Origin of the sequence: Christensenella tenuis, assembly GCF_014287795.1 — a bacterium.
Lineage (GTDB): Bacteria > Bacillota > Clostridia > Christensenellales > Christensenellaceae > Christensenella > Christensenella tenuis.
In genome coordinates this window covers 629295-654263 of the sequence record NZ_JACOON010000001.1, presented here as the reverse complement: position 1 = coordinate 654263, position 24969 = coordinate 629295, and the positions used below count along the sequence as shown (strand labels likewise).

At 45.8% G+C, this 24969-nt stretch carries 21 protein-coding genes; all 21 read left to right on the top strand.

Annotated features, from left to right (window positions below; all coding sequences use genetic code 11):
* Positions 1 to 22: 22 nt before the first annotated feature.
* The 21 genes from recO (at position 23) to H8S18_RS03090 (ending at position 24956) form a co-directional block, all read left to right on the top strand.
* Entirely contained in the window at positions 23 to 763 is a 741-nt protein-coding gene (gene recO, locus H8S18_RS03190) for a DNA repair protein RecO (protein WP_186856838.1), read from the top strand.
* Between the two features lie 127 nt (positions 764 to 890).
* Positions 891 to 3518: a pyruvate, phosphate dikinase gene (gene ppdK / locus H8S18_RS03185; protein ID WP_186856837.1), complete on the top strand. Its 2628-nt coding sequence runs from the start codon at positions 891 to 893 to the stop codon at positions 3516 to 3518.
* 610 nt (positions 3519 to 4128) lie between these two features.
* Entirely contained in the window at positions 4129 to 5076 is a 948-nt protein-coding gene (locus H8S18_RS03180) for a YitT family protein (protein ID WP_186856836.1), read from the top strand.
* A gap of 121 nt (positions 5077 to 5197) precedes the next feature.
* On the top strand, positions 5198 to 7552 hold the full coding sequence (gene lon / locus H8S18_RS03175; protein WP_207721629.1) for an endopeptidase La: 2355 nt from the start codon (positions 5198 to 5200) through the stop codon (positions 7550 to 7552).
* Positions 7552 to 8166 (top strand): ribosome biogenesis GTP-binding protein YihA/YsxC, encoded by a 615-nt coding sequence (yihA, locus tag H8S18_RS03170; protein ID WP_186856835.1) that lies wholly within the window; start codon positions 7552 to 7554, stop codon positions 8164 to 8166. Before lon ends, yihA begins: the two co-directional genes overlap by 1 nt.
* A complete protein-coding gene (locus H8S18_RS03165; RefSeq protein WP_186856834.1) occupies positions 8163 to 8858 on the top strand; it encodes a metallophosphoesterase in 696 nt (231 codons plus the stop codon). Before yihA ends, H8S18_RS03165 begins: the two co-directional genes overlap by 4 nt.
* A gap of 165 nt (positions 8859 to 9023) precedes the next feature.
* Positions 9024 to 9455, top strand: coding sequence for a division/cell wall cluster transcriptional repressor MraZ (gene mraZ, locus H8S18_RS03160; RefSeq protein ID WP_186856833.1), 432 nt, complete (start codon positions 9024 to 9026; stop codon positions 9453 to 9455).
* On the top strand, positions 9452 to 10390 hold the full coding sequence (gene rsmH / locus H8S18_RS03155) for a 16S rRNA (cytosine(1402)-N(4))-methyltransferase RsmH (protein ID WP_186856832.1): 939 nt from the start codon (positions 9452 to 9454) through the stop codon (positions 10388 to 10390). Before mraZ ends, rsmH begins: the two co-directional genes overlap by 4 nt.
* A gap of 16 nt (positions 10391 to 10406) precedes the next feature.
* Positions 10407 to 11468, top strand: a complete 1062-nt coding sequence (locus tag H8S18_RS03150) for a cell division protein FtsL (RefSeq protein ID WP_186856831.1) — start codon at positions 10407 to 10409, stop codon at positions 11466 to 11468.
* A 16-nt stretch (positions 11469 to 11484) separates the two neighbouring features.
* Entirely contained in the window at positions 11485 to 13584 is a 2100-nt protein-coding gene (locus tag H8S18_RS03145; RefSeq protein ID WP_186856830.1) for a penicillin-binding transpeptidase domain-containing protein, read from the top strand.
* A 54-nt stretch (positions 13585 to 13638) separates the two neighbouring features.
* Positions 13639 to 15096: a UDP-N-acetylmuramoyl-L-alanyl-D-glutamate--2,6-diaminopimelate ligase gene (locus H8S18_RS03140; RefSeq protein ID WP_186856829.1), complete on the top strand. Its 1458-nt coding sequence runs from the start codon at positions 13639 to 13641 to the stop codon at positions 15094 to 15096.
* A gap of 24 nt (positions 15097 to 15120) precedes the next feature.
* Positions 15121 to 16134 (top strand): phospho-N-acetylmuramoyl-pentapeptide-transferase, encoded by a 1014-nt coding sequence (gene mraY / locus H8S18_RS03135; RefSeq protein ID WP_186856828.1) that lies wholly within the window; start codon positions 15121 to 15123, stop codon positions 16132 to 16134.
* Positions 16135 to 16155: 21 nt separating this feature from the next.
* A complete protein-coding gene (gene murD, locus H8S18_RS03130) occupies positions 16156 to 17511 on the top strand; it encodes a UDP-N-acetylmuramoyl-L-alanine--D-glutamate ligase (protein WP_186856827.1) in 1356 nt (451 codons plus the stop codon).
* Positions 17512 to 17530: 19 nt separating this feature from the next.
* A complete protein-coding gene (ftsW, locus tag H8S18_RS03125) occupies positions 17531 to 18667 on the top strand; it encodes a putative lipid II flippase FtsW (protein WP_207721628.1) in 1137 nt (378 codons plus the stop codon).
* Positions 18668 to 18677: 10 nt separating this feature from the next.
* Complete coding sequence (locus H8S18_RS03120; RefSeq protein WP_186856825.1) at positions 18678 to 19535, top strand: cell division protein FtsQ/DivIB; 858 nt, start codon at positions 18678 to 18680, stop codon at positions 19533 to 19535.
* Between the two features lie 145 nt (positions 19536 to 19680).
* Entirely contained in the window at positions 19681 to 20862 is a 1182-nt protein-coding gene (locus H8S18_RS03115; RefSeq protein ID WP_186856824.1) for a cell division protein FtsA, read from the top strand.
* A gap of 26 nt (positions 20863 to 20888) precedes the next feature.
* The gene (ftsZ, locus tag H8S18_RS03110) at positions 20889 to 22103 is read left to right on the top strand and encodes a cell division protein FtsZ (RefSeq protein WP_186856823.1); all 1215 of its coding nucleotides are present in this window, start codon (positions 20889 to 20891) and stop codon (positions 22101 to 22103) included.
* 190 nt (positions 22104 to 22293) lie between these two features.
* Positions 22294 to 22749 carry an IS200/IS605 family transposase gene (gene tnpA / locus H8S18_RS03105; protein ID WP_186856952.1) on the top strand — a complete coding sequence of 152 codons (456 nt, stop codon included), beginning with the start codon at positions 22294 to 22296 and terminating at the stop codon, positions 22747 to 22749.
* 328 nt (positions 22750 to 23077) lie between these two features.
* Positions 23078 to 23581: a sigma-70 family RNA polymerase sigma factor gene (locus H8S18_RS03100; protein ID WP_186856822.1), complete on the top strand. Its 504-nt coding sequence runs from the start codon at positions 23078 to 23080 to the stop codon at positions 23579 to 23581.
* A gap of 76 nt (positions 23582 to 23657) precedes the next feature.
* Entirely contained in the window at positions 23658 to 24113 is a 456-nt protein-coding gene (gene nrdR / locus H8S18_RS03095; protein WP_186856821.1) for a transcriptional regulator NrdR, read from the top strand.
* Positions 24114 to 24956, top strand: coding sequence for a polyphenol oxidase family protein (locus H8S18_RS03090; RefSeq protein WP_186856820.1), 843 nt, complete (start codon positions 24114 to 24116; stop codon positions 24954 to 24956).
* Positions 24957 to 24969 lie beyond the last annotated feature (13 nt).

The window sequence follows — 24969 nt, the reverse complement described above, 5'->3', positions numbered from 1 at the left end:
TTAAAGAAGCGGGAGGAATTCTGTGGAAAAGCACTATTGCATTGTATTGCGCACGGCAGATTATAAAGATTATGATAAGATATTAACGCTTTTTTCGCGTTCAGATGGGCGCATTAATGCTCAGGCGCGCGGCGCGCGCAGGCTGAAAAGCGATATTGCTACGGCAGCGCAGCCGCTTTCGTGCGGGGAATATGAATTTTATAAAAAAGGGGACAAGCTGTATCTTACGGCAGCGCTCATCAAGCAGGAATTTTTTAAGGTTCAGAATGATTATGATAAATTTGCCGCAGCATGCGTCATGCTGGAACTTTCCGATAAGCTGCTGCAAAACACGGATGATTATGAAGATTTGTTCCTTGCCCTTATTTATGCGCTTTTTTCAATGGAGCAGGGAACGCTTTCCCATACGCAGGCGCTTGCGTATTTTTTTGCGCGCATTGTGGAGCGAATGGGTATTTTCCCGGTCGTCGGCATGTGTGCAGTGTGCGGAAATGAAACCAATAATGATCCGGCAAATTTTTCTTTGGAAGAAGGCGGGGAAATTTGCCGGGAATGTGCGCCGCATATCTCTACTGTTTCTGTACCACATTCCGTGCTTTTGAGCCTTGAAAAAATGGGAGGGGCCAGACCGCAAGATATCGTGCAATCAGCAGCCGGAGAGCCGGACGCCAAAAGTGTAATAGATCTTATGAGCCGTTATCTGGAAAATATGATGGAATTACACCTCAAAACAATGAAATGTTTCCGTGAAAAATCTTTGTGAAAGTGTAATCTTTTGTTGTTTTCTTACATTTGTTCATGTATAATAGACGTGGCTCTTCATTATACGTATAATACGCAAATAAGTGAACAAATTTTTAAATAAATATAAATTCAGGAGGAGTTTTTAGATGGCAAAAAAGTATGTATACCTTTTCAAAGAAGGTGATGCTTCCATGAGAAACCTTCTTGGGGGCAAAGGCGCAAACCTGGCAGAAATGACCAACCTCGGTTTGCCGGTTCCCCAAGGCTTTACGGTTTCCACGGAGGCTTGCACAAAGTACTATGAAGACGGCAAAAAGATTGCTGATGAAGTAGTAGAACAGATTTATGACGCAATGGCAAAAACGGAAGAAATCGCGGGCAAAAAGTTCGGTGATCCGGAAAATCCATTCCTCGTATCCGTACGCAGCGGTGCCCGCGCTTCCATGCCGGGCATGATGGACACGATTCTGAACCTTGGCCTCAATGATGTTGCAGTAGAAGGCATGGCGAAGAAATCCGGTAATCCGCGTTGGGCGTATGACAGCTACAGGAGATTTATCCAGATGTTCTCCGACGTTGTTATGTGCATCGATAAAGAAAAGTTTGAAGAGCAGCTCCAGGCCGCAAAAGACGCCAAGGGCGTTAAAATGGATACAGAACTGGACGCGGACGATCTGAAAGAAGTCGTCAAGAAATATAAAGAAATTTATAAGCAGGAAATGGGTAAAGAATTCCCTCAGGATGCAAAAGAACAGCTGCTTGAATCTGTAACGGCTGTATTCCGTTCCTGGGATAACCCGAGAGCAATCGTTTATCGCCGCATGAACGATATCCCGGCCAGCTGGGGTACTGCGGTTAACGTGCAGGCCATGGTATTTGGCAACATGGGTGACGATTGCGGCACGGGCGTTGCTTTCACAAGAAACCCCTCCACAGGCGAAAAGAAGCTGTATGGCGAATATCTGATGAATGCGCAGGGTGAAGACGTTGTTGCCGGTATCAGGACGCCTCAGCCGATTTCCCACCTCGCAGACCAGATGCCCGAGGTGTATGAGCAGTTTGCAAATATTGCACAGTCCCTCGAAGACCATTACAAAGATATGCAGGATATGGAGTTCACCATTGAAGGCGGGAAACTTTACATGCTGCAAACAAGAAACGGCAAGCGGACGGCTCCGGCTGCGCTCAAGATTGCTGTTGACCTCGTAAAAGAAGGAAAATTGACGGAAGAAGAAGCGATCCTGAAGGTAGAGCCTAAACAGCTCGATTCGCTCCTCCACCCAATGTTCAATGCAGATGCGCTGAAGAAAGCGAAACCGGTTGCAAAGGGATTGCCGGCTTCTCCTGGCGCTGCTTGCGGTAAGCTGTATTTTACGGCTGACGATGCGACGGCGGCTGCTGCAAAAGGCGACAAAGTAGTTCTTGCGCGGCAGGAAACTTCTCCTGAAGATATCGAAGGCATGTATGCTTCCGAAGGTATCCTTACGGCACGCGGCGGTATGACGTCTCACGCGGCGGTTGTTGCCCGCGGCATGGGTACGTGCTGCGTAGCAGGCTGCGGTGAGTTGAGGATCGACGAATGCGCGAAGACAATGACCACGGAAGATGGCAAAGTCTATAAAGAAGGCGACTGGATTTCCCTTGATGGTTCCACGGGTAACGTGTACGGTGAAGCAATTGAGACGCAGGAAGCCCAGGTAACGGGCGATTTCGCTACAGTTATGAGTTGGGCGGATTCCATCCGCAGGTTGAAAGTTCGCACAAATGCCGATACGCCGCACGATGCGGAGCAGGCGATGGAGTTTGGTGCGGAAGGTATTGGCCTGTGCCGTACAGAGCATATGTTCTTCGCGGAAGATAGAATTGCCGCGATGCGCGAAATGATCGTTTCCAAGACGGTTGAGCAGAGAGAAAAAGCTTTGGCGAAGCTCCTGCCGATGCAGAAGGAAGACTTCAAGGGCATCTATAAGGCAATGAAGGGCAATCCGGTTACGATTCGCTTCCTCGATCCGCCGCTGCATGAATTCCTGCCCACGGATCCGGAAGATATTGCGAATCTGGCGAAAGAAATGTCCCTTGACGTGGAAGAACTGACAGGCATCATTGAAGGATTGCACGAATTCAACCCGATGCTTGGCCACCGCGGAGTCCGTCTTGCGGTTACGTTCCCTGAGATCGCTGTGATGCAGACGAGAGCGGTTATGGAAGCTGCGATTGAAGTAACGGAAGAAACCGAATATAATATCGTTCCTGAAATCATGATTCCGCTTGTCGGCGATCTGAAAGAGCTGAAATATGTAAAAGACTTCGTTGTTGAAACAGCGGAGAAAGTCATGGAAGAAAAAGGCAAAAAGATCGATTACAAAGTCGGTACGATGATCGAAGTGCCGCGGGCTGCCGTTATGGCTGATGAAATCGCGAAGGAAGCAGAATTCTTCTCCTTCGGTACGAACGATCTCACGCAGATGACGTTCGGTTTCAGCCGCGACGATGCCGGTAAGTTCCTTGACGATTACTACACGAAGAAAATCTACGAATCTGATCCGTTTGCGAAGTTGGATCAGGATGGCGTCGGCAAGCTTGTGAAGATGGCTGTAGAACTTGGGCGCCAGACCCGCCCCGACATTAAACTCGGAATCTGCGGTGAACACGGCGGAGATCCGTCCACTGTTGAATTCTGCGACAGCCTTGGCCTCAACTACGTATCCTGCTCGCCCTTCCGTGTACCGATTGCACGCCTTGCAGCAGCACATGCAGTTGTGAAGTCAAAATAAGTTCGTTCATAAAACGAAACTTTATTAAAAATTGAAACAGGCGTATTCCTATCAAAAGGAATACGCCTGTTTTTTGAATGCGAATTTCTTAATGTTTTGCTGGCATATGGAAGGTTAAAAATAGCATATCAATCCTGAAAGATTGTTAATACGGGACGGACTGTGAAGATTAAGTGCCGGAAAGGAGAAATATGTATCGTAGAAGAACAGAAAAATTAGCACAACATGCAGAAGTAGCCACGGAAGGAAGAGCCTGCCTAATCTGCGGAAACAGAAAATACGATATTAGTGATAGATAAAACGTATATTCTGGAAGCAGCAGACAAGGGAAACAGTGCTGAAGCTATCTGTACAAAGCGTGCGAATTGTGTTTTGCTATACGTTTATGGAGCCATAAACGTCCGAAGCAAATACGAAAAGCTATCCGCAAACTAAATGGGGGAATAGCTTTCTATTATTCCAAGGAAGTGGAGAGCTAAAACAGAAGAATTGTCCGGCTGCATATTTGACAGACTGGGAAGGCAAGCGCCTTCTTTTTATTTGTAAATAAGAATCATATCCGGTATGATAAAATGAAAAGTTCCCGGAAGATGAGGGAAATATAACAGCTATGGAAAAGAAAGTATACGTAAAGGGAAAAGTGCTTGTTACTGATTTACTCTTGTTTTTGGCAGGCAGTCTGATTTTTGCAATTGCAATCAACACCTTTATTTCACCGAACAATATTGCGCCAGGTGGGCTTACCGGGGTTGCAACTATGCTTAATTATACATTCGGACTGCCAATCGGTACGATGGTTATCGTAATGAATATACCGCTTTTCATTATAGCGTTTTTTTCGTTTGGGTTTGAATTCATTATTAAAACTGTAGTTGCGGCTGTCATATCTTCAGCCATGATTGACCTGACAGAAGGAATTCTTCCCGTTTACCATGGAGATCCATTGATTACAATTGTTTTTGGCGGAGCGTTTTACGGCGCAGGCCTTGCCCTGATCCTGATGCGCGGAGGAACTGACCTTGTCGCTAATCTGATTAACAAGCGTTTCCCCCATATGCCGATGGCGAAAATGATTTTATTTACCAATGTTGTGGTTGTCGTATGCTCGGGCTTTGTCTATGAAAATCTGGAAAGTCCGTTGTATGCGGTGATTGTAATTTTTATCGAATTAAAAGTAATTGATGTAATTCTCTATGGAACGAGCGTCGCAACAGGGAAAATGTTATTCATTATATCTAAAGAAAACGACCGGATTGCCAATGAAATATTATGCAGACTGCGGCGGGGCGTAACCGCCCTTAAATCGCGCGGGGTCTATACGGACTGGGAAGGCGAGATGCTGATGTGCGCTGTGCACCGGCCGGAAATAACGAAGCTCTATCATTTAATCTACAAAATTGACCCGGATGCTTTCATCATTGTGGGCGATGCCGGCCAAATCCGGGGAGCAGGTTTTATGCCAAACGCCGATCCAACAGGTAAAAATATTTGTATGCCTTTCAAAAAGGAAAAAAATGATGCTCAAAAAATGGCTTGCTGCTTTGCTGTGTCTGTATAAAGAACAACAAATGTAATGGTAGGAGATGCTTACAAGGGATTGTTGGCAAGAAAGCAGAAAGAATGGTTTGCGGGAGATCAATTTGAAATGGAAAGCATTTTAAGGTATAATCTAAACTGCAATGGAAACTAAAGGAGCGGAACAGCAATTGAATAAAATAGTTATGCCTATGGTGGCGCTTCGGGGACTTGTAATTTTTCCCTATATGGTATTGCACTTTGACGTAGGGCGCGAGATGTCTGTCGCTGCGGTAGAGGAATGCGTGACGCAGGGACAGGAAATTTTTCTCGTTACACAAAAAGATTTAAAAATCGAAATGCCGGAAATCAAGGATGTGTATGAAATTGGCACGATTGCAAAAGTAAAGCAGGTTTTAAAGCTCCCTGGAGATACGCTGCGCGTACTCGTAGAAGGAGAGCGGCGTGCCCGCGTTCTGTCATATGCTGCGAGAGAACCCTATTTACAGGCGGAAGTGGAAGTGATCCCGGATGAAATGCGCGATGATCCGGCGAAAGAGGTTGTGAAAGAAGCATATATGCGCCGTGTGACGGACCTGTTTGAACGGTTTGCGGCACTGGGGGCACGGATACCGGGCGAGACGCTTTTTACGGTCAGCGAGGTAGAGGAGCCGGGCAAATTTGCAGATATGATTGCCTCTAATGTGGCGATTAAGCTGGACGATAAGCAGAAGGTATTGAGCTGCATTGATGAGCTTGAACGTTTACAGCTTGTCATGAGTATCCTGAAAAAAGAAATTGATATTCTGGAAATTGACAAAGAAATTGCATCTTCCGTAAAGCAGCAAATTGATAAATCTCAACGGGAATATTTCCTGCGTGAGCAGCTTAAAGTGATTCAAAAAGAGCTTGGCGAAACGGAAAATGATGCGGATGAAATCGAAGACCTAAGGAAAAAAATCAAAGGTTTGCCGCTTTCCGAGGAAGCACGTACCAAAGCTGAAAAAGAATTGACACGTATGGCGCGTATGGCCCCGGGCTCGCCGGAAATCAGCGTATTGCGAAACTATATCGATTGGATTGTCAGCCTGCCGTGGGGGAAGGAAACAACGGACAATATGGATCTTGCGCATGCGCGCAGCATACTTGACCAAGATCATTACGGCCTTGCCAAAGTGAAGGACAGGATTATTGAGTTTCTAGCCGTACGCAAATTGAAAAATGATATGCACGGGCCGATTTTGTGCCTTGCCGGCCCTCCCGGAGTGGGCAAGACATCGATTGCGCATTCGATTGCACGTGCATTAGATAAAAAATTTGTGCGGATGTCCCTTGGCGGAGTACATGACGAAGCGGAGATCCGTGGGCATCGCCGTACCTATATTGGAGCGATTCCGGGACGTATTATTACGTCGATTAAACAGGCGGACAGCATGAATCCACTTTTTCTGCTTGATGAAATCGATAAGATGTCCAGTGACTTCCGAGGCGATCCCGCGTCGGCGATGCTGGAAGTGCTGGATCCGGAGATCAACAATACGTTTCGGGACCACTATCTCGATATTGATTTCGACTTATCGAAAGTTATGTTCATTACGACTGCAAATGATGTGAGCACGATTCCGGGCCCGTTATATGACCGAATGGAAATCATTCATATCGATAGCTATACGGATGTTGAGAAACTCAATATCGCCAAGAAACATCTGGTCGCAAAGCAGGCGAAGGAACATGGCCTGAAGCCTTCTGCCGTCAGGATCAGCGATGCTGCGCTGATGGATATTATTCACCGCTATACGGCGGAAAGCGGCGTAAGGAGCCTGGAGCGTGAAATTGCCGCCATTATGAGGAAATCCGCCGCTAAAATTGTAGCAGATGGAGTAGAAAAAATATCTATATCGCAGAAGAACCTGAAGGAATTTCTGGGATTGCCAAAATGCAGCGAAACGAATGTATTAAAGCGTGATACAGTTGGCGTCGTAACAGGGCTTGCCTGGACAGCGGTTGGTGGGCAGACAATGCCTGTCGAAGTTTCTATTATTCCAGGAAATGGAAAAATGGAACTAACCGGGCAGCTTGGAGATGTCATGAAGGAATCGGCCAAGACGGGTATATCCGTTGTGCGGGCGATGTCTGGGAAGCTGAAATTTCCGAAAGATATTAATGAAAAAACAGACCTGCATATTCACGTGCCTGAAGGGGCCATTCCCAAAGATGGTCCCTCGGCGGGCGTTACCATGGTGACAGCTCTCGTTTCAGCGCTGACAAAACGGCCGGTGCGGCATGATATTGCAATGACGGGGGAAATCACCCTGACCGGAAGGGTGCTGAAGATTGGCGGAATTAAAGAAAAAGCGCTTGCAGCCTTGCGCGCAGGGATTCATACGATAATCCTGCCAAAGGATAATGAAAGCGATCTGGAAGAACTTCCGGAGTCTGTGAGAAATGAACTTCATTTTATTTTTGCTTCGGAAATTGACGATGTTTTGAAGCACGCCCTTGTGACGGAGAAAAAATAGTGGAGATCAAGAAAGCAAGCTTTTATACAAGCATGAAAAATGCCTCCGGCTATCCAAACGACGGGAAGCCAGAGATTGCTTTTGCCGGGAAGTCGAACGTGGGTAAATCTTCGCTGATTAATTTCCTGACGAATAATGGAAAACTTGCTTATGTCAGTAAGCAACCGGGAAAAACGCGGCTCGTCAATTATTTCCTGATAAATGACTCTTTTTACCTTGTGGACCTCCCGGGCTATGGATTTGCGCGGGTCTCTAAATCAGAGCGCGATTCGTGGGCGGAAATGATGGAGTGTTATTTTGCGGCAGCGAAATATTTGCGTGCACTTGTGATTCTCATCGATATTCGCCATAAACCGACAGAGGACGATCTACAGATGATCGAATGGGCGGCGCATTTTGGCATTCCGTTTATAGTTGCGGCAACGAAGGCTGATAAAGTTGCAAAGTCAAAACGCTACCATTATGCGGTTCAAATGGCAAAGCATATTGAAGCGGCTCTGGATATGGATTTGGAATTTGAAATTGTTCCCGTTTCATCAACAGGCAAGGTAGGAAAGGAGAAGATACTCTCCTATATTGATGTGATGACGGGATTGCCGGAGGATGTGGAATGAACATCTATGCAATCGGGGATCTGCATCTTTCCAATGCACAACCCAAAGCAATGGATATTTTTGGCGCACACTGGAAAAATCATTTTGAGAAAATAAGCGCTGATTGGAAAACTCGTGTGACAGATCAAGATGTAGTATTGATTCCAGGCGATATTAGCTGGGCAATGAAGCTGGAGGACGCCAAACCGGATATCGATGCGATCTGTAGCCTCCCTGGTAAGAAAATCATGATTAAAGGCAATCACGACTACTGGTGGGGCTCTATGGCAAAAATAAACGGAATATTACATGGTGATGCCCATATTCTGCAAAATAATTGTATTGCGGTGGGGGGATATGTGTTTTGCGGGACGCGCGGCTGGACTTTCCCGCAGGATAGCGGTTTCGGAGAAAACGACCAGAAAATTTACGAACGTGAAAAGATACGTCTTCAGCTTTCTTTGGATGCAGCCAAAAAATATCCGGACTGTGAAAAAATTGTGATGATGCATTTCCCGCCGATTTACCAAAATATGAAAAATACGGAATTTGCACGCATTTTGGAGCAGGAACAGGTGTCGGAAGTGGTGTTTGGCCATCTTCACGGTGACATTTTAAAAAATATTTATTTGACGGACGTTTCCTCGGGAGGAGTAAATTATAATCTTGTCTCAGCCGACTATCTTAACTTCACATTAAAACAGATCCGCTAAACTGAATTACAAAAACGAAAAAAGCCGACAAGACAGCGAAAAAATAAGATCGCTGTCTTTTTGTATTTCTCGCAAAAATGCTTGCATAATGGTGGTGAAAATGGTAAAATTTGATTAAAAGTGGTGGAAAGTGGTTAAAAGTGGGGAAAGGAGTCTTGTGCGGAGATGTTGATCGGTGAATACACACACAATATAGATGCCAAGGGCAGGGTATTCATGCCGGCGAAGTTTCGTGACGATCTGGGCGAAAGCTTTATCGTGACGAAAGGCGTAGGCAAATGCCTTTTTGTGTTTTCATCCGAAGAATGGGCAAACTTTTCCGGCAAACTCAAGGATTTACCGATATCCGATGTAGCAGCGCAAAGCTTTACGCGTATGCTGTTTGCGAGCGCCTGCGAATGCGAGGGAGATAAGCAGGGGAGGATTCTCCTGCCACAGCGGTTGCGGGATCATATCGGCGTGACTAAGGAAACCGTTATTATCGGTGTGATGACACGCGCGGAGATTTGGTCGAAAGAAGGTTGGGAAGAATATAACGACAGCGCCTACCAGGATTACGAAGAAACGCTCGCCAAGTTGGCGGAGCTTGGGATATGAGTTCGCGCGGGCACGTTCCGGTGCTCTATCATGAAACGCTCGGAATGCTAAACCTTAAAACGGGCAAGACTATTGTAGATGGAACGCTTGGCGGCGGCGGGCATGCAAACGGGATACTCGAAAAAATTACACCTGGCGGAAAACTCGTAGGGATTGATCGGGACGCAGCTGCGATCGAACGTTGTGCGAAAAGGTTCTCCACCTATAAAGAGCAGGTAACGTTGGTCCATGACAACTTTAAACGGATCAAACCGATCCTGTATGACATGGGGATCGAAAAGATTGACGGGGCTGTCCTGGATTTGGGAGTATCGTCTTTTCAGCTTGATGAAGGAGAAAGAGGATTTTCCTATAATACGGATGCACCGCTTGATATGCGGATGGACCAGGGAGATTCCCTTTCCGCGTATGACGTAGTAAATGGATACAGCGAGAGCGCCCTCGAGGAGACCATAAGAGAATATGGTGAGGAACGCTGGGCTGCCCGCATTGCGCGGTTCATTGTAAAAGAACGAGAAGGAAAACAGATAAAGACTACAAAGGAATTAACAGAAGCAATCAAAAAAGCAATTCCGGCCGCTGCGAGAAGAGACGGACCGCATCCTGCGAAACGAACGTTTCAGGCAATCCGTATCGAAGTAAACGGGGAATTGACAGGACTCAGAGAAGCACTGGAGGATTATGTTTCTGTCCTGAGAAGTGGAGGGAGGTTCGCAGTAATCACCTTCCACTCCCTCGAGGATAGAATTGTGAAACAAACCTTCAAAAGACTGTTTAATCCATGCGAATGCCCCAAGGATCTTCCAGTCTGCGTATGCGGGAAGGTGAGCCAGATTAAGATAATTACGAGAAAACCCATACTCCCGGGAATAGAAGAATTAGAAGAAAATCCTCGTGCAAGAAGCGCGAAATTACGGGTAGCGGAAAAGAGATAGCGAAAGGAAGAAGCATATGAATGCGATACCGCAGAGAGCATATGACAATTACGAAAGAATACAACTGCCACGTAGGATAAATGCTACGGAGCGCGGCCGTATTTCTGATATGGAAGCCTACCGGATGCAAAAAATTGCGGCAGAGCGCCGCCGCCTCCAACAGCAGGATGAAATTCATACTGCGCGGCGAGTAGGCATGCAGCAGAATAGCCGTCCCATGCAAACGAGATCGCCACAGGTACGGCGTCCAGCCCAGGAACAGCGTTCAAGCCAGGCAAGAAGGCCTGTACAGCAAACACGGCGCTATTCTGGTGAGCAACAGGGGGAACGCTATGGAATCCGGCAGACAGGCGTAAAAAACGTAGTTGGCGGCAGACGGCTTATGCCCGCGTATGAAGGCGCCTATGCTCCGGGGAATGATTATTCTTACGGGGGGCGGCAGGCACAAAGAAGCACCGGAAGAAGGAATGAAGAAAATTCGCGGCGCAACGAATATTCGCGTCCGCGACAGGCGGCAAGCTATGGCGGATATGCTGCTCCGGCTCCGGCGTCAAAAAGGTATGTGCGTGGCTATGAACGCGCGCCTCAAATCGAGAATACGGCATATAATGGTGTAAAACCGATTGCTGTGGAATATGAGAGCCCGAAGAAAAAAGGTATTGTATCCACAATTCTATTGATTGCCTTTGTCTTTGCGGTGTTGACAGGAATTGTAATCCGTTATGCTTCGATCAGTGACCTGAGCTATAAAAATGCGCAAATCCAAACGCAAAACGAAACGCTTCAGGACGAACTGGATAAAATAAAAATGGAAAATGCGCTTAGCCAGGATCTTAACAGCATTCAGGAGAAAGCTTCTACCGAGCTTAATATGTATTATCCAACAGACGATCAGATCGTTTATCTGGAACCTGAAGCGGAAGAAACAGCATCTGTGGAAAGCGTACAGCCTGAAGTGCAGGAGAAAACCCCGGTTCAAGTTCAGGAAAACACATCTGGGGAAACGGGTTTTTTGGAAGGCATTCAAAGTTTCTTCGGAGATATGATGGAAGCATTGAAGGGATGGTTCCAAGCGTGAAGAAGGAGTTAATGGTTTGGCAACCTCGCATGTTCTGATTACAAGAAAAAGGCTGCTCGTCTTATTGATCATATTAATTGTACTCATTATCCTGCTCATGACACGAGTGGGATATTGGTCTTTATGGAAGGGGCCAGACCTGAAAGCCCAGGCAGAATCCCAGTGGGTCAAGGATGTTGAAGTGAGTGCAAAGCGCGGTTCTATTATGGATCGGAATCAGCAGATTCTGGCACAGAGCGCAGCGGCTGATACGGTTGTCCTGCTGCCGGAGAAGATCGCAAAGGCTGAAAACGCCAATGAAATTGCGGATCAACTTTCGCAAATCCTTGAAATGGATCGTGAAGAGATTTATCAAAAGGCGACCAATACCGAGAAAAAAGAAATCTGGTTAAAGAGACAGATATCAATGGAACAATCGGAACAAATTGAAGCACTCAATTTGCAGGGAGTCGCCTTCCGGGATGATGTGAAACGCTTTTACCCCAATAAGGATTTTGCTGCGCAGGTTATTGGATATACTACGCTTGACGGAGAAGGACAGACAGGGATTGAACGACGCTACAATACGACGCTTTCGGGACGTGCGGGCAGGCAGGTAGCCGAAACGGCAAAAGATGGAAGCGGCGTGCCAAATGGTCAGGAAATGATGATCCAACCGCAAGATGGCCTGAATGTCGTATTGACTATAGATGAGATTACACAAAGCTTTTTAGAGACTGCGTGTAAACAACTTTATGATATACAGTCTCCGGAGAGCGTACAAGGCTTGGTGATGGATGTAACCAATGGAGAAGTTCTGGCGATGGCAAATATCCCGGAGTTCGATCTCAATTCGCCGCCGCGCGAAGATGCCGAAGCGCTTTCCGCGCTTTCGACAAATGTGATCACCGCAAATTCCTATGAGCCAGGAAATATATTAGAAATTTTTACGGCGGCTGCTGCGCTCGACAGCGGAACCGTTTCCGGGGAATATATATGCACGGGAACTCACGCTGTGGACGGCGAGGTAATTGTCTGCAATAGTGCGCACGGTTCCCAGGATCTGGATAATGCAGTTTTGAACCATTGCAATGTGGGCGCAGCCATGCAGGCCGATGCTATGGGGCGGGATGTATTCTATCAATACCTGAAAGGATTTGGCTTCGGAACAAAGACCGGGATTGATTTTTCAACAGATACCGCAGGGGATATGATTGAAAAGCGATATGCGCGAAAAGCCGATGTTGCCATGATGGGAGCAGGCGCCGATATAGGAATATCGCAAATGCAGCTTGCAAGTGCAGCGGCTTCCCTCGTAAACGGCGGTACATTATATACGCCTAAAATGGTGCTTGGACTTTCGGATGCCGAGGGAAATATGGTGGAAACCTATGCACCTGAGGCAAAAGGGCAGACGGTCACGGAAGATACGGCAGCACAAATCAAATCCATCATGGAAAACAGGGCGCAGTCTGACGGTATTAGTATTGCGGGCTATTCCATCGGCGCAATATGCGGAACGGCAAATCAATATAAAGATGGGATTATAGTGCAGGGAAATATGATTTCCACCTATATTGCATACGCACCGGCCGATAATCCCAAATATATGGTCATGATTACGGCCACTGGGATTCCGGCAACCGAAAAAGCGGAAATGGTGTGTGCACCGTATGTACAGGAAACGCTGGACGGCGCGCTTAAAAATGGGAACATTATGCCCAGCGAAAATGTATCGGAACAGGAAAAGGTAACTGTGCCCAATGTAGTTGGAATGGAGCTGCAGGAGGCACGCGATATTCTCGCCAATGCAGGACTGCAAGTATCTTATGACGGAAGCGGCACTGTAGTCAGTCAGGTTCCGGCAGCTGATGAAGAGGTCTATAAAAACAATACGGTTGTACTTGTTATGGAGACAAAAACAATGCAGCAGGAGGGAAACGAGATGGTTACTGTCCCGGATTTTACGGGTATGGACATCATTACGGCGCGAAATACGGCAATTTCATCCGGACTCGTGTTTGTTGCAAGAGGCAGCGGAGTCGCGCAGGATCAATCCCCTGCGGCGGGAACGCAAGTCAGCAAGGGAAGCAATATTGTGATTGACTTCAAACTACAAATTGCGTCTGAGCAGTAGATAGATACAACATTTTGTGGTATAATAATATCCGGATTTCGGGAGGATGCAAAAATGAAACTAAGTGAATTGTTTCGCAATATAAATTGTAAAATACATGGTAATGAAGAAACAGAAATTAAGGATCTGAAATATGATTCCCGAAAAGTACACAAAGGAGATCTGTTCTTTTGTATTTCTGGATTTGCTGAAGACGGACATAAATATGCTGCGGACGCGGTGAAAAAAGGCGCTGCTGCAATCGTTGTAACCGAGTATCAGGAAGGGATCAGCGTGCCGCAAATCGTTGTGAAAAACGATAGGGAAGCGATGGCACTTGCAGCGTGCCGCTTTTTTGAATATCCTGCGCGCCGCATGAAGATGATTGGGGTTACGGGCACCAACGGAAAAACGACGACGACCTATATGATTAAAGCAATTGCAGAACAGGCAGGGCTCAAGGTTGGACTGATCGGGACAATTCGTAATATGATCGGCGACAAGGTAATTCATACGGAACGTACGACACCTGAATCGGTTGATTTGCAGCGTCTGTTGAAAGAAATGGCAGACGAGGGGTGCGAAGTGCTTGCGATGGAAGTCTCCTCTCATTCCCTGGTTTTGAAACGGGTTTACGGAATTGATTTTGATATTGGGATTTTTACTAATCTAACACAAGACCATCTGGATTTCCACGAGACATGGGATAATTATATTCAGGCAAAAAGTATGCTGTTTGAGCAAGCTGAGACATCCATAATTAATATTGATGACGACAGCGCGGCAAATATGATGGGTGCAGCGAAAAGTGAAGTAATAAAATACAGCGTACTCCAGCCAATTCAGTATGCGGCAAAAGATTTGGAACTGACACACGAGAAAACAAAATTTGCAGTTGAAATTGACGGACGGGATCTACACATTGAAGTGCCGATTCCCGGATATTTTACTGTTTATAATGCAATGGCCTCAATTGTAGCTGCTAATGCAGCAGGGATTGACAGCTATTGTATTGAACAGGGGCTAAAAAAGATGAAGCCGGTTGCTGGACGGTTTGAGCCGCTTGATACTCATGGACGCGAGTGCAGCATCATTTTGGATTATGCCCACACGCCAGACAGCCTTAAGAATGCGCTCGACACAGCTAAGAGCTTTGCGCCCGCCCGGGTCGTAACGATTTTTGGCTGTGGTGGAAACAGAGATTCCAGCAAACGTGCCATCATGGGGAAGATTGCGGGGGAACGCGCCGATTTTACGATCATTACGTCAGATAATCCCCGGTTTGAGGAACCGGCCGCCATTATAGCGCAGATTGAAGAGGGCATGAAACAGACGGACGGAAAATACACCTGTATTGAAAACCGGAAGGAAGCGATTGAATATGCGATTCGTAATGCCCAGAAAGACGATGTAATCCTCCTGGCTGGAAAAGGACACGAGGATTATCAGGAAATTAAAGGGATAAAGCACGACTTTGATGAAAAGGTTGTTGTTGAAGAAATACTCGACAGGCTCGGGCCTGTGAGAAAATAAAAAGAAACCTGAGGGACTGGCTCCATGAATTTTATAATGAATATGCTGCTTACGGTTTTGATTGCCTTTGCAATTACCTTTGTAGCATCAAAGATTTTAATTCCGATTTTAAAAAAAGCGAAGGCGGGCCAGCATGTGCGTGATGACGGCCCGCAAACCCATCTGGTAAAAGAAGGCACGCCTACCATGGGCGGCATTGCAATGCTGGTTGGTATTATTGCATCGAGTTTTATTTTTTCTTCGGGAGATATTAAATATACGTTATTTGCCCTGATCACAGTTTTGGCGTTTGCCTTGATTGGCTTTTTGGACGATGGACTGAAACTCTTTAAAAAGCGTTCGCTCGGGCTCCGGGCATGGCAAAAAATTGTGCTGCAGCTTATTGCCGCGGCAGTGGCCGCGTGCCTAGCTTACTACTGGCTGGGAATTGATTTTGTCGCTATCCCGCTTTCTGCCTCCATCTGGCAGATGGGGTGGGGCTTCATCCCATTTACGATGTTTGTGCTTCTTGCAATGGTAAATAGCGTGAATCTTACAGATGGCCTCGACGGACTGGCAACCGGCATTACGCTGATTAATTCCTCTACATTTTTACTGATTTTTGTGTTAAGCGTAATAGGAGCAGTTGCCATGACGGACACGGAAGTCGTGGCGGATATGTCTAATATGACCATGTTTACCGCCGCGGTAGCTGGATCGTGCATCGCGTTTCTTTGCTTTAATGCGCATCCGGCAAAAGTTTTCATGGGTGACACCGGGGCGTTCGCACTCGGCGCAGCACTTACCGCGATGGGTATTGCGACGGGAATGCAGCTTTTCCTGCCGGTTATGGGCTTTATGTTTGTGCTTTCGGCAGTGTCCGTTATCATACAGGTCGGGTCATTCAAATTGCGTGGGAAACGTGTATTTCGCATGGCTCCGTTGCATCACCACTTTGAACTCGGCGGTGCAAGTGAAACACAAGTTGTGACAGGTTATATGATTGCAACGACGCTTTTATGCGTGGGAGCGTTTCTGCTGTTTTTCTTTTCGTTTTAAGCGCACTTCAGGAGGCAGAGAATGGATTACAAAGATAAAAAGGTACTTGTTATCGGCATGGCGAAAAGCGGGATTTCTTCAGCAGCGCTTTTATGTAAGCTCGGCGCCGATGTAACGATTTACGATGTGAAGAAACGGGAAGATTTGCCGGCGGAATTGCTTCATGAACTTGATGGACATTCTTACCACGATATGTTGGGCCAGGATCCTACAGAAATAGTTTCGGACATGGATATTCTTGTTCTAAGCCCGGGCGTACCGCTTGGCTTGCCGTTTATTCGCAAGGCTTATGAACTTGAGAAGCGCGTAATTGCTGAGATTGAATTGGGCTTTGCAGTTTCAAAAGCTGATTTTATCGCAATTACAGGGACGAATGGAAAAACAACTACGACAGCGCTTACCGGCGAAATTTTTAAAAATGCCGGCATTCCGACGCATGTACTTGGAAATATCGGCGTACCCATTACTCAGGAAGCCATGCAGACGCAGCCAGGCGACGTAGTAGTTGCGGAAACGGCCGCATTGCAACTTGACACTATAGAAGCTTACCGACCCCGTGAAAGCGCGATCTTGAATATTACGGAAGACCATCTGGATCGGTATGGCACTATGGAAAACTATATTGCGGCAAAAGCGAAGATCTTTAAAAATCAGACGCAGGAAGATTATTGTGTTTTGAATTACGATAACGGCCTTGTGCGGGGGCTGGAAGATCAAATCAGGGCCGGAGTCGTATGGTTCAGTGCGCTTACCATTCCGCCGAACGGCGCGTATGTGGCAGACGGAATCATTCGCTTTTCGCTGGATGGGGAAGAAATTGATATTATGCCGGCGCAGGAGCTTCGGATTCCCGGCCGTCACAATCTTGAAAATGCGTTAGCGGCGACGGCACTTGCCTGTCTGTATGGAATACCGGCAGATGTGATTGCGAATACGCTTCGTACTTTTCCGGGGGTAGAGCACCGTATTGAATTTGTACGCACGGTGAATGGCGTGACATTTATCAATGACTCCAAGGGAACCAATCCTGATGCGACACTGAATGCGATTCGTGCGATGGCTGCGCCAACAGTACTTATTTTGGGAGGATATGACAAAAAGAGCGATTTTGTCCCTCTCTATCAGGCGTTTACACCCATGATTAAAGCGGTGATTGTCTTGGGTGATACGGCAGGGAAACTAATTGATGCAGCGGAGGAATGCGGTTATCAGAATTATATCCGGGCGACCGGATTTGAAGATGCGGTTCTAAAAGCCTACAGTATAGCTAACGAAGGAGATAACGTGTTATTGTCCCCGGCATGCGCCAGTTGGGATATGTTTCAAAATTTTGAGGAGCGGGGGCGTATCTTCAAGGAAATTGTGAACGGACTTTGATATGCAGAAAAAAAATATCTTGCAAAAGGGATCAATTGATTACTCGATTTTAATTGTAACCCTGATCTTAATCGCATATGGGATAATTATGGTATTCAGTGCCAGTTACTATATGGCGCAATCATCCAAAGACTATGATTACGATGGTTTGGCACTTTTTAAAAAGCAGTTGTTCGGTGCGGCAATTGGTCTGGTCGCAATGATTTTCTTTGCGTTTTTTGATTATAAAAAACTATTTAAGCTTCGCTATATTGCTTTGGCAGTAGCCGGAGTTTTTTTGATCGCGGTGCTTGTTCCCGGTGTTGGTGTAAATCTGAACGGATCCTCGCGGTGGATTCGGGTATTGGGAATCAGTATCCAGCCGGCGGAAATCGCCAAAATTGCATTAATTATTTTTATTGCATCTTCGGTCTATCTCAACCGCAAGCGTATGGATACCCTGCGGCACGGGGTGTTGCCGCCGCTTCTGGCGCTCTTTCCAATTTGCATCCTGCTGTATTTTCAGCCAAATTATTCTGCGATTATTGTCCTTTGCGCGCTAACGTTTATCATGATCTTTGTAGGGGGCGTAAAGGGCTGGCACCTTGCCGCAATTGGTGCGATTGGCGTTGTAGGAATACTCGTTCTCATGCTGCAGGAGGGATATCGGGTCGCCCGTGTTACTTCTTTTATGGATCCATGGCAGAACCCAACGGGGGACGGTTATCAGGTGATACAGTCTTTGTATGGTATAGGATCGGGCGGGTTATTCGGTCAGGGTATCGGAAACGGAACCCAAAAGCTTTCATGGCTTCCTTATGGCGAATCGGATTTTATTTTTTCAATTATCGCGGAAGAACTTGGATTGGTAGGCGCAGTCTTATTGCTCGCTTTATTTATTTTTCTGATTTACAGGGGAATTAAGGTCGCAGCAACTGCACCGGATCTGTTTGGGACAATGCTTGCGACGGGTATTATCACGCTGATTGGCTTACAGGTAGTGGTTAACGTAGGTGTAGTGACTGCGTCGCTGCCTCCAACGGGCGTATCCCTGCCGTTTATCAGCTACGGAAGTTCTTCCTTGGTTATTTTTATGAGTATGATTGGGATTTTGCTCAATATATCGAAACAGGGCAGGCGTATTATGATGGCAAACACAGCGCGTCAGAAGACATAATGGAGGAATCATGAAGGAACGGCGAAAAGCGCATAGTGTCGGAAAAACAATATTAACGGTCGTATTGGTGATTTTGCTGCTTGCGGGAGCGGGATATTTTACTTATGCTTATTTTCAGGTGGAGAAAATTAAAGTGGAGGGCGATCACCCTTCGTTTTCTGATGGGGATATTGCGAAGCTGGCCGATATCCAGCCGAAGACACATATGTTTTTTGTAGATACGGATGAAATTAAAGAAAAAATTGAGACGGAGCCATATTTGGAGGTAGACAGCATTACCAAAGAATATCCTAAAACGTTGGTTGTCCATGTCACGGAGCGTCAGCCTATGGCTGTTATCTCCGCTTCAGATCAATATCTCCTTGCAGATGCCAATGCCAATGTAATGGAGATGATAGCGGAATTGCCCGCAGAACCATATCCAGTAGTGAATGGATTTGTGATTGACGCGGTAAATCTTGGAAAACAGATATCTACACAGGACAGTTTTAAACTGACGGTTTATACGGAACTGATGAACGCATTGACTGAAAAAGAAATTAAAGACCTGATAGAAACAATTGACCTGACGGATATAAATAATATCAAAATGAAGACACGGGATGGCCTGGAGATTAAATTCGGCCAATCGGACAAAATAACCGATAAAGTAAAAATGATTAAGCGCATGATTCCAAAGTTAGCTGCGAGTGGAGACGCGGGGGGAATTCTTGACGTAACGCTGGGAATATCGGCGACATACCAGCTCAATGAAAACAGTACGGCTACGCCCCAGGACGGTGGAACACAGGATGATCCTGCCCAGTCTGGCGACGGCGGCACCGAACCGGATGGAGAAAGTTCAACGGACCCGGGGAGTGGAGAATAAAGTTTTCGTTTGCTGATGTGGTTAATGAAGCGGCAAATGTGGTAAAAAATATACAAAAGTGTTTCGTTTTCCAAATAAATGTGATATTATATGCATAATGGTTTCTGCTGGAGAAAAGAAACAGGATGCTAAGGTTGGTTTTTGAATGAGAGATTTCAAAACAGTTATCGAATTTGGTACTTCGAAAATATCCTGCACCGTCGCTGAAAAAAAGCAGCGCATGGGGCTGGAAGTTTTAGGGTACGCGCAAATTCCTTATGCGGGAATTAAAAAGTCAAATTGGGTGGATTCCAAGAATGTAATTTATGCTTTAGAGCAGGCTTTGGAATCATGCGAACGGCAGACCGGATTCCGTATCAGAAGCGCTGATGTCGGGATACCGGGTTCTTTTATTAAAGTGATTACCCAAACTGCACAGGTGCCGGTAAAAGGGAGAGTTTCCGAGCGTGATGTAGACCGGCTGGTTGACCGCGCACGGCGCTTTGATATCCTTGACGACCTGACACTTGTTCATGAATGGCCCGCATGGTTTCTTCTTGATGACAAGAATGTGTATTTGGAACCTTACGATATTCCCACGAAGAACCTTCGGGGATGTGTTTCATTTACATTTGCCAATAAGTTCTTTCTAAAAGATGTGATGGATCTTTTGAATCATTTAGGAGTTCGTGTGGATTATTTTATTCCTGAGCCGCTCGCAGAAGCGCTTTATTTGCTTTCGGCGGAGAAGAGGGATTCTTTCGCGGCATTGGTGGATGTTGGCTATTACAGTACCAATATTTCGCTCGTCTATGGCGACTCCATTTTGTATTTTGCCACTATTCCGATGGGTGGAGGGCATATTACAAGCGACATTTCCTATGCAATGAAGGTGGAAGCGGAAACAGCGGAACAATTAAAGCGCCGTTATACGTTTGGACTGAGCGATAATAACAGCATTTCTCAATTGTTTGCTAAGGATGCGGAAGGAAAGCTTAAGAAGTATCCGTATGACCTTTTGAAAGAGATCATTGACGCACGGGTTGAACACCTAATTATGTATATTGGTCAACATATCGCTAAAGCGGAAGCCAAAATCGGCAGGAAGATCAATATTTATCTCACGGGCGGAGGGCTTGCATTCATGAAAGGATCGGATAGTTTTTTTCGGGCAGTGTCCGGCAGGATTCCGACTTTCATTAAAGTTCCGAATACAAAGCTACAACCACCGGATATGCATTCAGCGTATGCGCTGATGCAATATGCGTATGACGGTTACATTCAGAGTAAACCTCCGACCAAAAAGAAAGGTTTTTTTGGAAGAGGGCAGGATGTACTGTTTGAATAATTTATCCATACCAAGGAGGAAAACAAATGTCACTCGAATTTGATAACAACAGTGAAAATTTCGCAAAGATTCGCGTTTTTGGCGTGGGCGGTGCGGGAAACAACGCTGTCAACAGAATGATAGAGTTTGGCGTAAAGGGAGCGGAGCTCATTGCAGTCAATACTGATAAACAGGCTCTCTTTTTATCAAAAGCTGACCAGAAAATACAGATTGGTGAAAAACTTACAAAAGGTCTTGGTTCAGGGGCGGATCCGTCAACCGGGCGTAAAGCGGCGGAAGAAAGCCGTGACGAGCTTGAGCAGGCTGTCAAAGGAGCGGATCTTGTATTCGTTTCGTGCGGCCTCGGGGGTGGAACGGGAACAGGCGCCGCGCCGGTTATTGCAGAAATTGCAAAAGAAGACGGCTGTCTTACCATTGGCTTTGTGACTAAGCCGTTTTGGTTTGAAGGACATCCGCGTGCAAAGGCTGCGGAAGCTGGATTTGAAGATTTAAAATCGGTGGTAGATACAATTGTAACGATCCCCAACGATAAGCTCCTCAATACGGTTGGCAAAGATACCCCGCTTGTCGATGCGTTCCGAGTAGCGGATGACGTGCTGCGGCAGGGAATACAGGGAATTATTGATTTGATCGGTAAGCCGGCTCTGATTAACCTGGATTTTGCGGATGTGAAGAAAGTAATGACACTTCGCGGTATTGCGCATATGGGCATTGGGATCGGCTATGGGGAAAACAAAACGGTTGAAGCTGCAAAACAGGCAATTAACAGTCCATTGCTTGATACGACGATCGAAGGTGCGCGTGGTATTATCTTCAATGTCACTGGGGATCCCTCCCTTGGCATGTATGAAATACAGGAAGCTGCAAAGATTATTCAGGAAGGAGCGGATCCGGAGGCGGATGTGTTCTTCGGTGTGTGCATTGATCCTTCCCTTGATGACGAGGTGCGCATCACAGTGATTGCAACAGGTTTTGATGCACCTGAAACCGTTGGCATGCCGAAGGTTCAAAAACAAAAGGTAGAAGAAAAGATTGAATTTACAGATGAGGTATCTCTTAATCTGGAACCCCAAATTCCGCACCGTGAGAAGGCAACTTTTAATTCGAACACCTCGCCTATGCCGGAATTGAAAGAGTCGGGAACAAGGGAAGCAGAACCGTTGGAAACCTTTGGAGACGAAGATCTCGAGATTCCTTCTTTCCTGAAGAAGAAACCCAGAAGAAACCGTACGGATTATTAATTTAGAATCTATAAAGAAGGCCTTTTTCTTGAAGAAAAGGGTCTTTTTTGGTTGTATCGTAAAACCACTCGTTAGACGAGTGGTTCAGAGAAAGCCTACTGGCGATAATAAAAAAAAACTCCCTTTGGTATAATGAGCTTGCGGTCTGCCAACTGCAAGAAAAATACAAAGGGAGGACATTCAGATGAGCATGAATGACATAAATAGTTTATCGCACACCAAATGGAATTGCAAATATCACATAGTATTTGCACCCAAATACCGTAGAAAGGTGTTCTATGGAGAAAAGAAAGCGGCAATAGGAAAGATATTAAGACAACTGTGTGAGTGGAAAAGGGTAAAAATAATAGAAGCAGAAATGTGCCCCGACCATGTGCATATGTTAGTTGAGATACCACCGAAAATAGCAGTATCGAGTTTTATGGGATATCTCAAGGGAAAAAGCAGTACGATGCTATATGAGCAATTCGGCGAATTGAAATACAAATATCGGAACCGAGAATTTTGGTGCAGAGGATATTATGTAGATACAGCAGGAAAAAACGCAGGCCGAATTGCGGAGTATATACAGAATCAACTAAAGGAAGATCAATTAGGTGAGCAGTTAACGATACCGGGATTCAGCCCGTTTACGGGCGGCAAGTAATAGTATCGCAACTGGCAGACCGTTTTACACGTTTGACGTGTCGCGAAGAACAGAGGGCTTTGCCCGCATATGAACAACCACCAGCTTGGCTGGTGGTTGTTTATTATGTAAACATAGAGAATTATAAAATTTCATTAAATAATTTCATTAAAACCTACACAAATCGACACGGTTTGATTCACAAAGAATGTTACCATACAGCAAAAGACACATAAGGGGAAACGGAAGGAGAAAACAGATGTATGATAAGAAAAACATGCCTGCGCCGCTTTTCCCGACAAAAGGACTCAAACAGAAAGACAGTGGGAGGCAGCGGGAAAAGAAGGCGTTGATCGAAGATAACCTTTCCCTCGTTTCTTTTACTGCAAAAAAATATACTGGTAAAACAGCGGAATTTGACGATTTAATGTCTGTTGGAAGCATCGGATTGATTAAAGCGGCAGATAGTTTTGATCCTCTGAAACATGTGCAATTTTCTACCTATGCTTCTCATTGTATAAAAAATGAAATACTGATGTATCTGCGTAAAAACACGAAGCCGGAAGTGCCTCTTGAGAAGTGGAAAGAGGAGGCTCTTTTTTGTTCGGAAGAAGATTTGGTATGGATGGAGATGGAACGGAAAATTAATCGAAGCAAGTTCACGGAAATTGCAGATCAACTTCCTTCCCGACAGAAAAAAATCATATATTTACGATTTGGCCTTGATGGGAAACTGGAACAAAGCCAAAAAGCCGTTGCAGCAATTGCCGGGGTGTCACAATCATGTGTCAGCAAGGTGGAACGAAAATTTATTGAACTTTTAAAGGCTGATATGGATAATGACGCGAAATAATTGAAAAATTATGCATTTCTATCCGGAATATGGTATACTTAACACAATAAATCTAATTTCTGCGGAGGAAAAATAAGTGAAATGTATTTATTGTGATTTTCCGGAAAGCAAAGTAGTCGATTCGCGTCCGGTCGATGAGGGAACTTCCATCCGCAGGCGACGGGAATGCCTGAAATGCGGGAAGCGCTTTACAACCTATGAAAAGGTCGAGAGCCTTCCTGTTTTTGTAATCAAAAAAGATGGGAAACGGGAAGTATTCGATATAGAAAAAGTTAAGAAAGGCATTGTAAAGGCGTGCGAGAAACGGGAAGTATCTTTTCAGGACATTGAAGAACTGATTAATGAGATTGAACGTTCCGTTTATAATGCGCCCAGTCAGGAAATCACATCACATGAAGTTGGCGAAATTGTAATGGACGGGCTGAGAAAACTGGATGAAGTAGCCTATGTGCGCTTTGCGTCCGTTTACCGTCAGTTTAAGGACATCAACACATTTCGGGAAGAACTCAACAGGCTTTTGACGGAGAAATAAATGAATATATTTGAGGACAAAGTTAAACGCGGTTTTTTGTTGCAAACAAAAGCTGGCGTTTCCTTTTTAACAATCCCTTCTTTTTTGGAGGCTGGCTTTGAGAAACATTGTTACACTACACGTAAAGGCGGCGTGAGCAAAGGGTGCTATGCATCCCTCAATTTGAGTAAGACGAGGGAAAATTCCCCTCAAAATAAGGAAGAGAATTACCGGCGCGTATGCAGGGCTTTGGACGTACCCTATGAATCTTTGACACTGGTTAATTATGCGCACGGCGACGGCATATGCAAAGCATCGGCTGAAGATGCAGGCAAAGGTATTGTGCGCGAAAATGATTTGCCTCCTTGTGATGCAATGATTATTTGTGAGACGGGAATTACGGCAGTCACTCTGCATGCGGACTGTGTTCCTGTTTTTTTTGCGGATAAAAAACAGCGGATTGCCTGTGTAAGTCATGCCGGATGGCGGGGTGTTTACAGCGGCCTTCCTGCGAAGGTTGCCAATGTCTTCTTCCATGATTACCATACTTCGGCGGATGATTTGTTGATTGGGATTGGCCCGCATATCATGACCGATTGTTTCGAAGTGCAGGAAGATGTAGCGCAGCCTTTTAGCGAACGTTTCGGCGGCGCAGCGGTGGTGCGGAAAGAGAGAAAACTATATGTCGATCTGCAATATGCAATTCTAAAACAGTTTGATCAGGCAGGTGTTTCGCTGGAAAATATTACGTGTGCGGATCTTTGTACCTATATGCGGGAGGATCTGTTTTTTTCCCATCGTAGGGACCAAGGAAACACAGGAGCAATGGGATCGTTTATCAATCTCGAAACAAAAGCTGTTTAAGGGAAAAATGGCC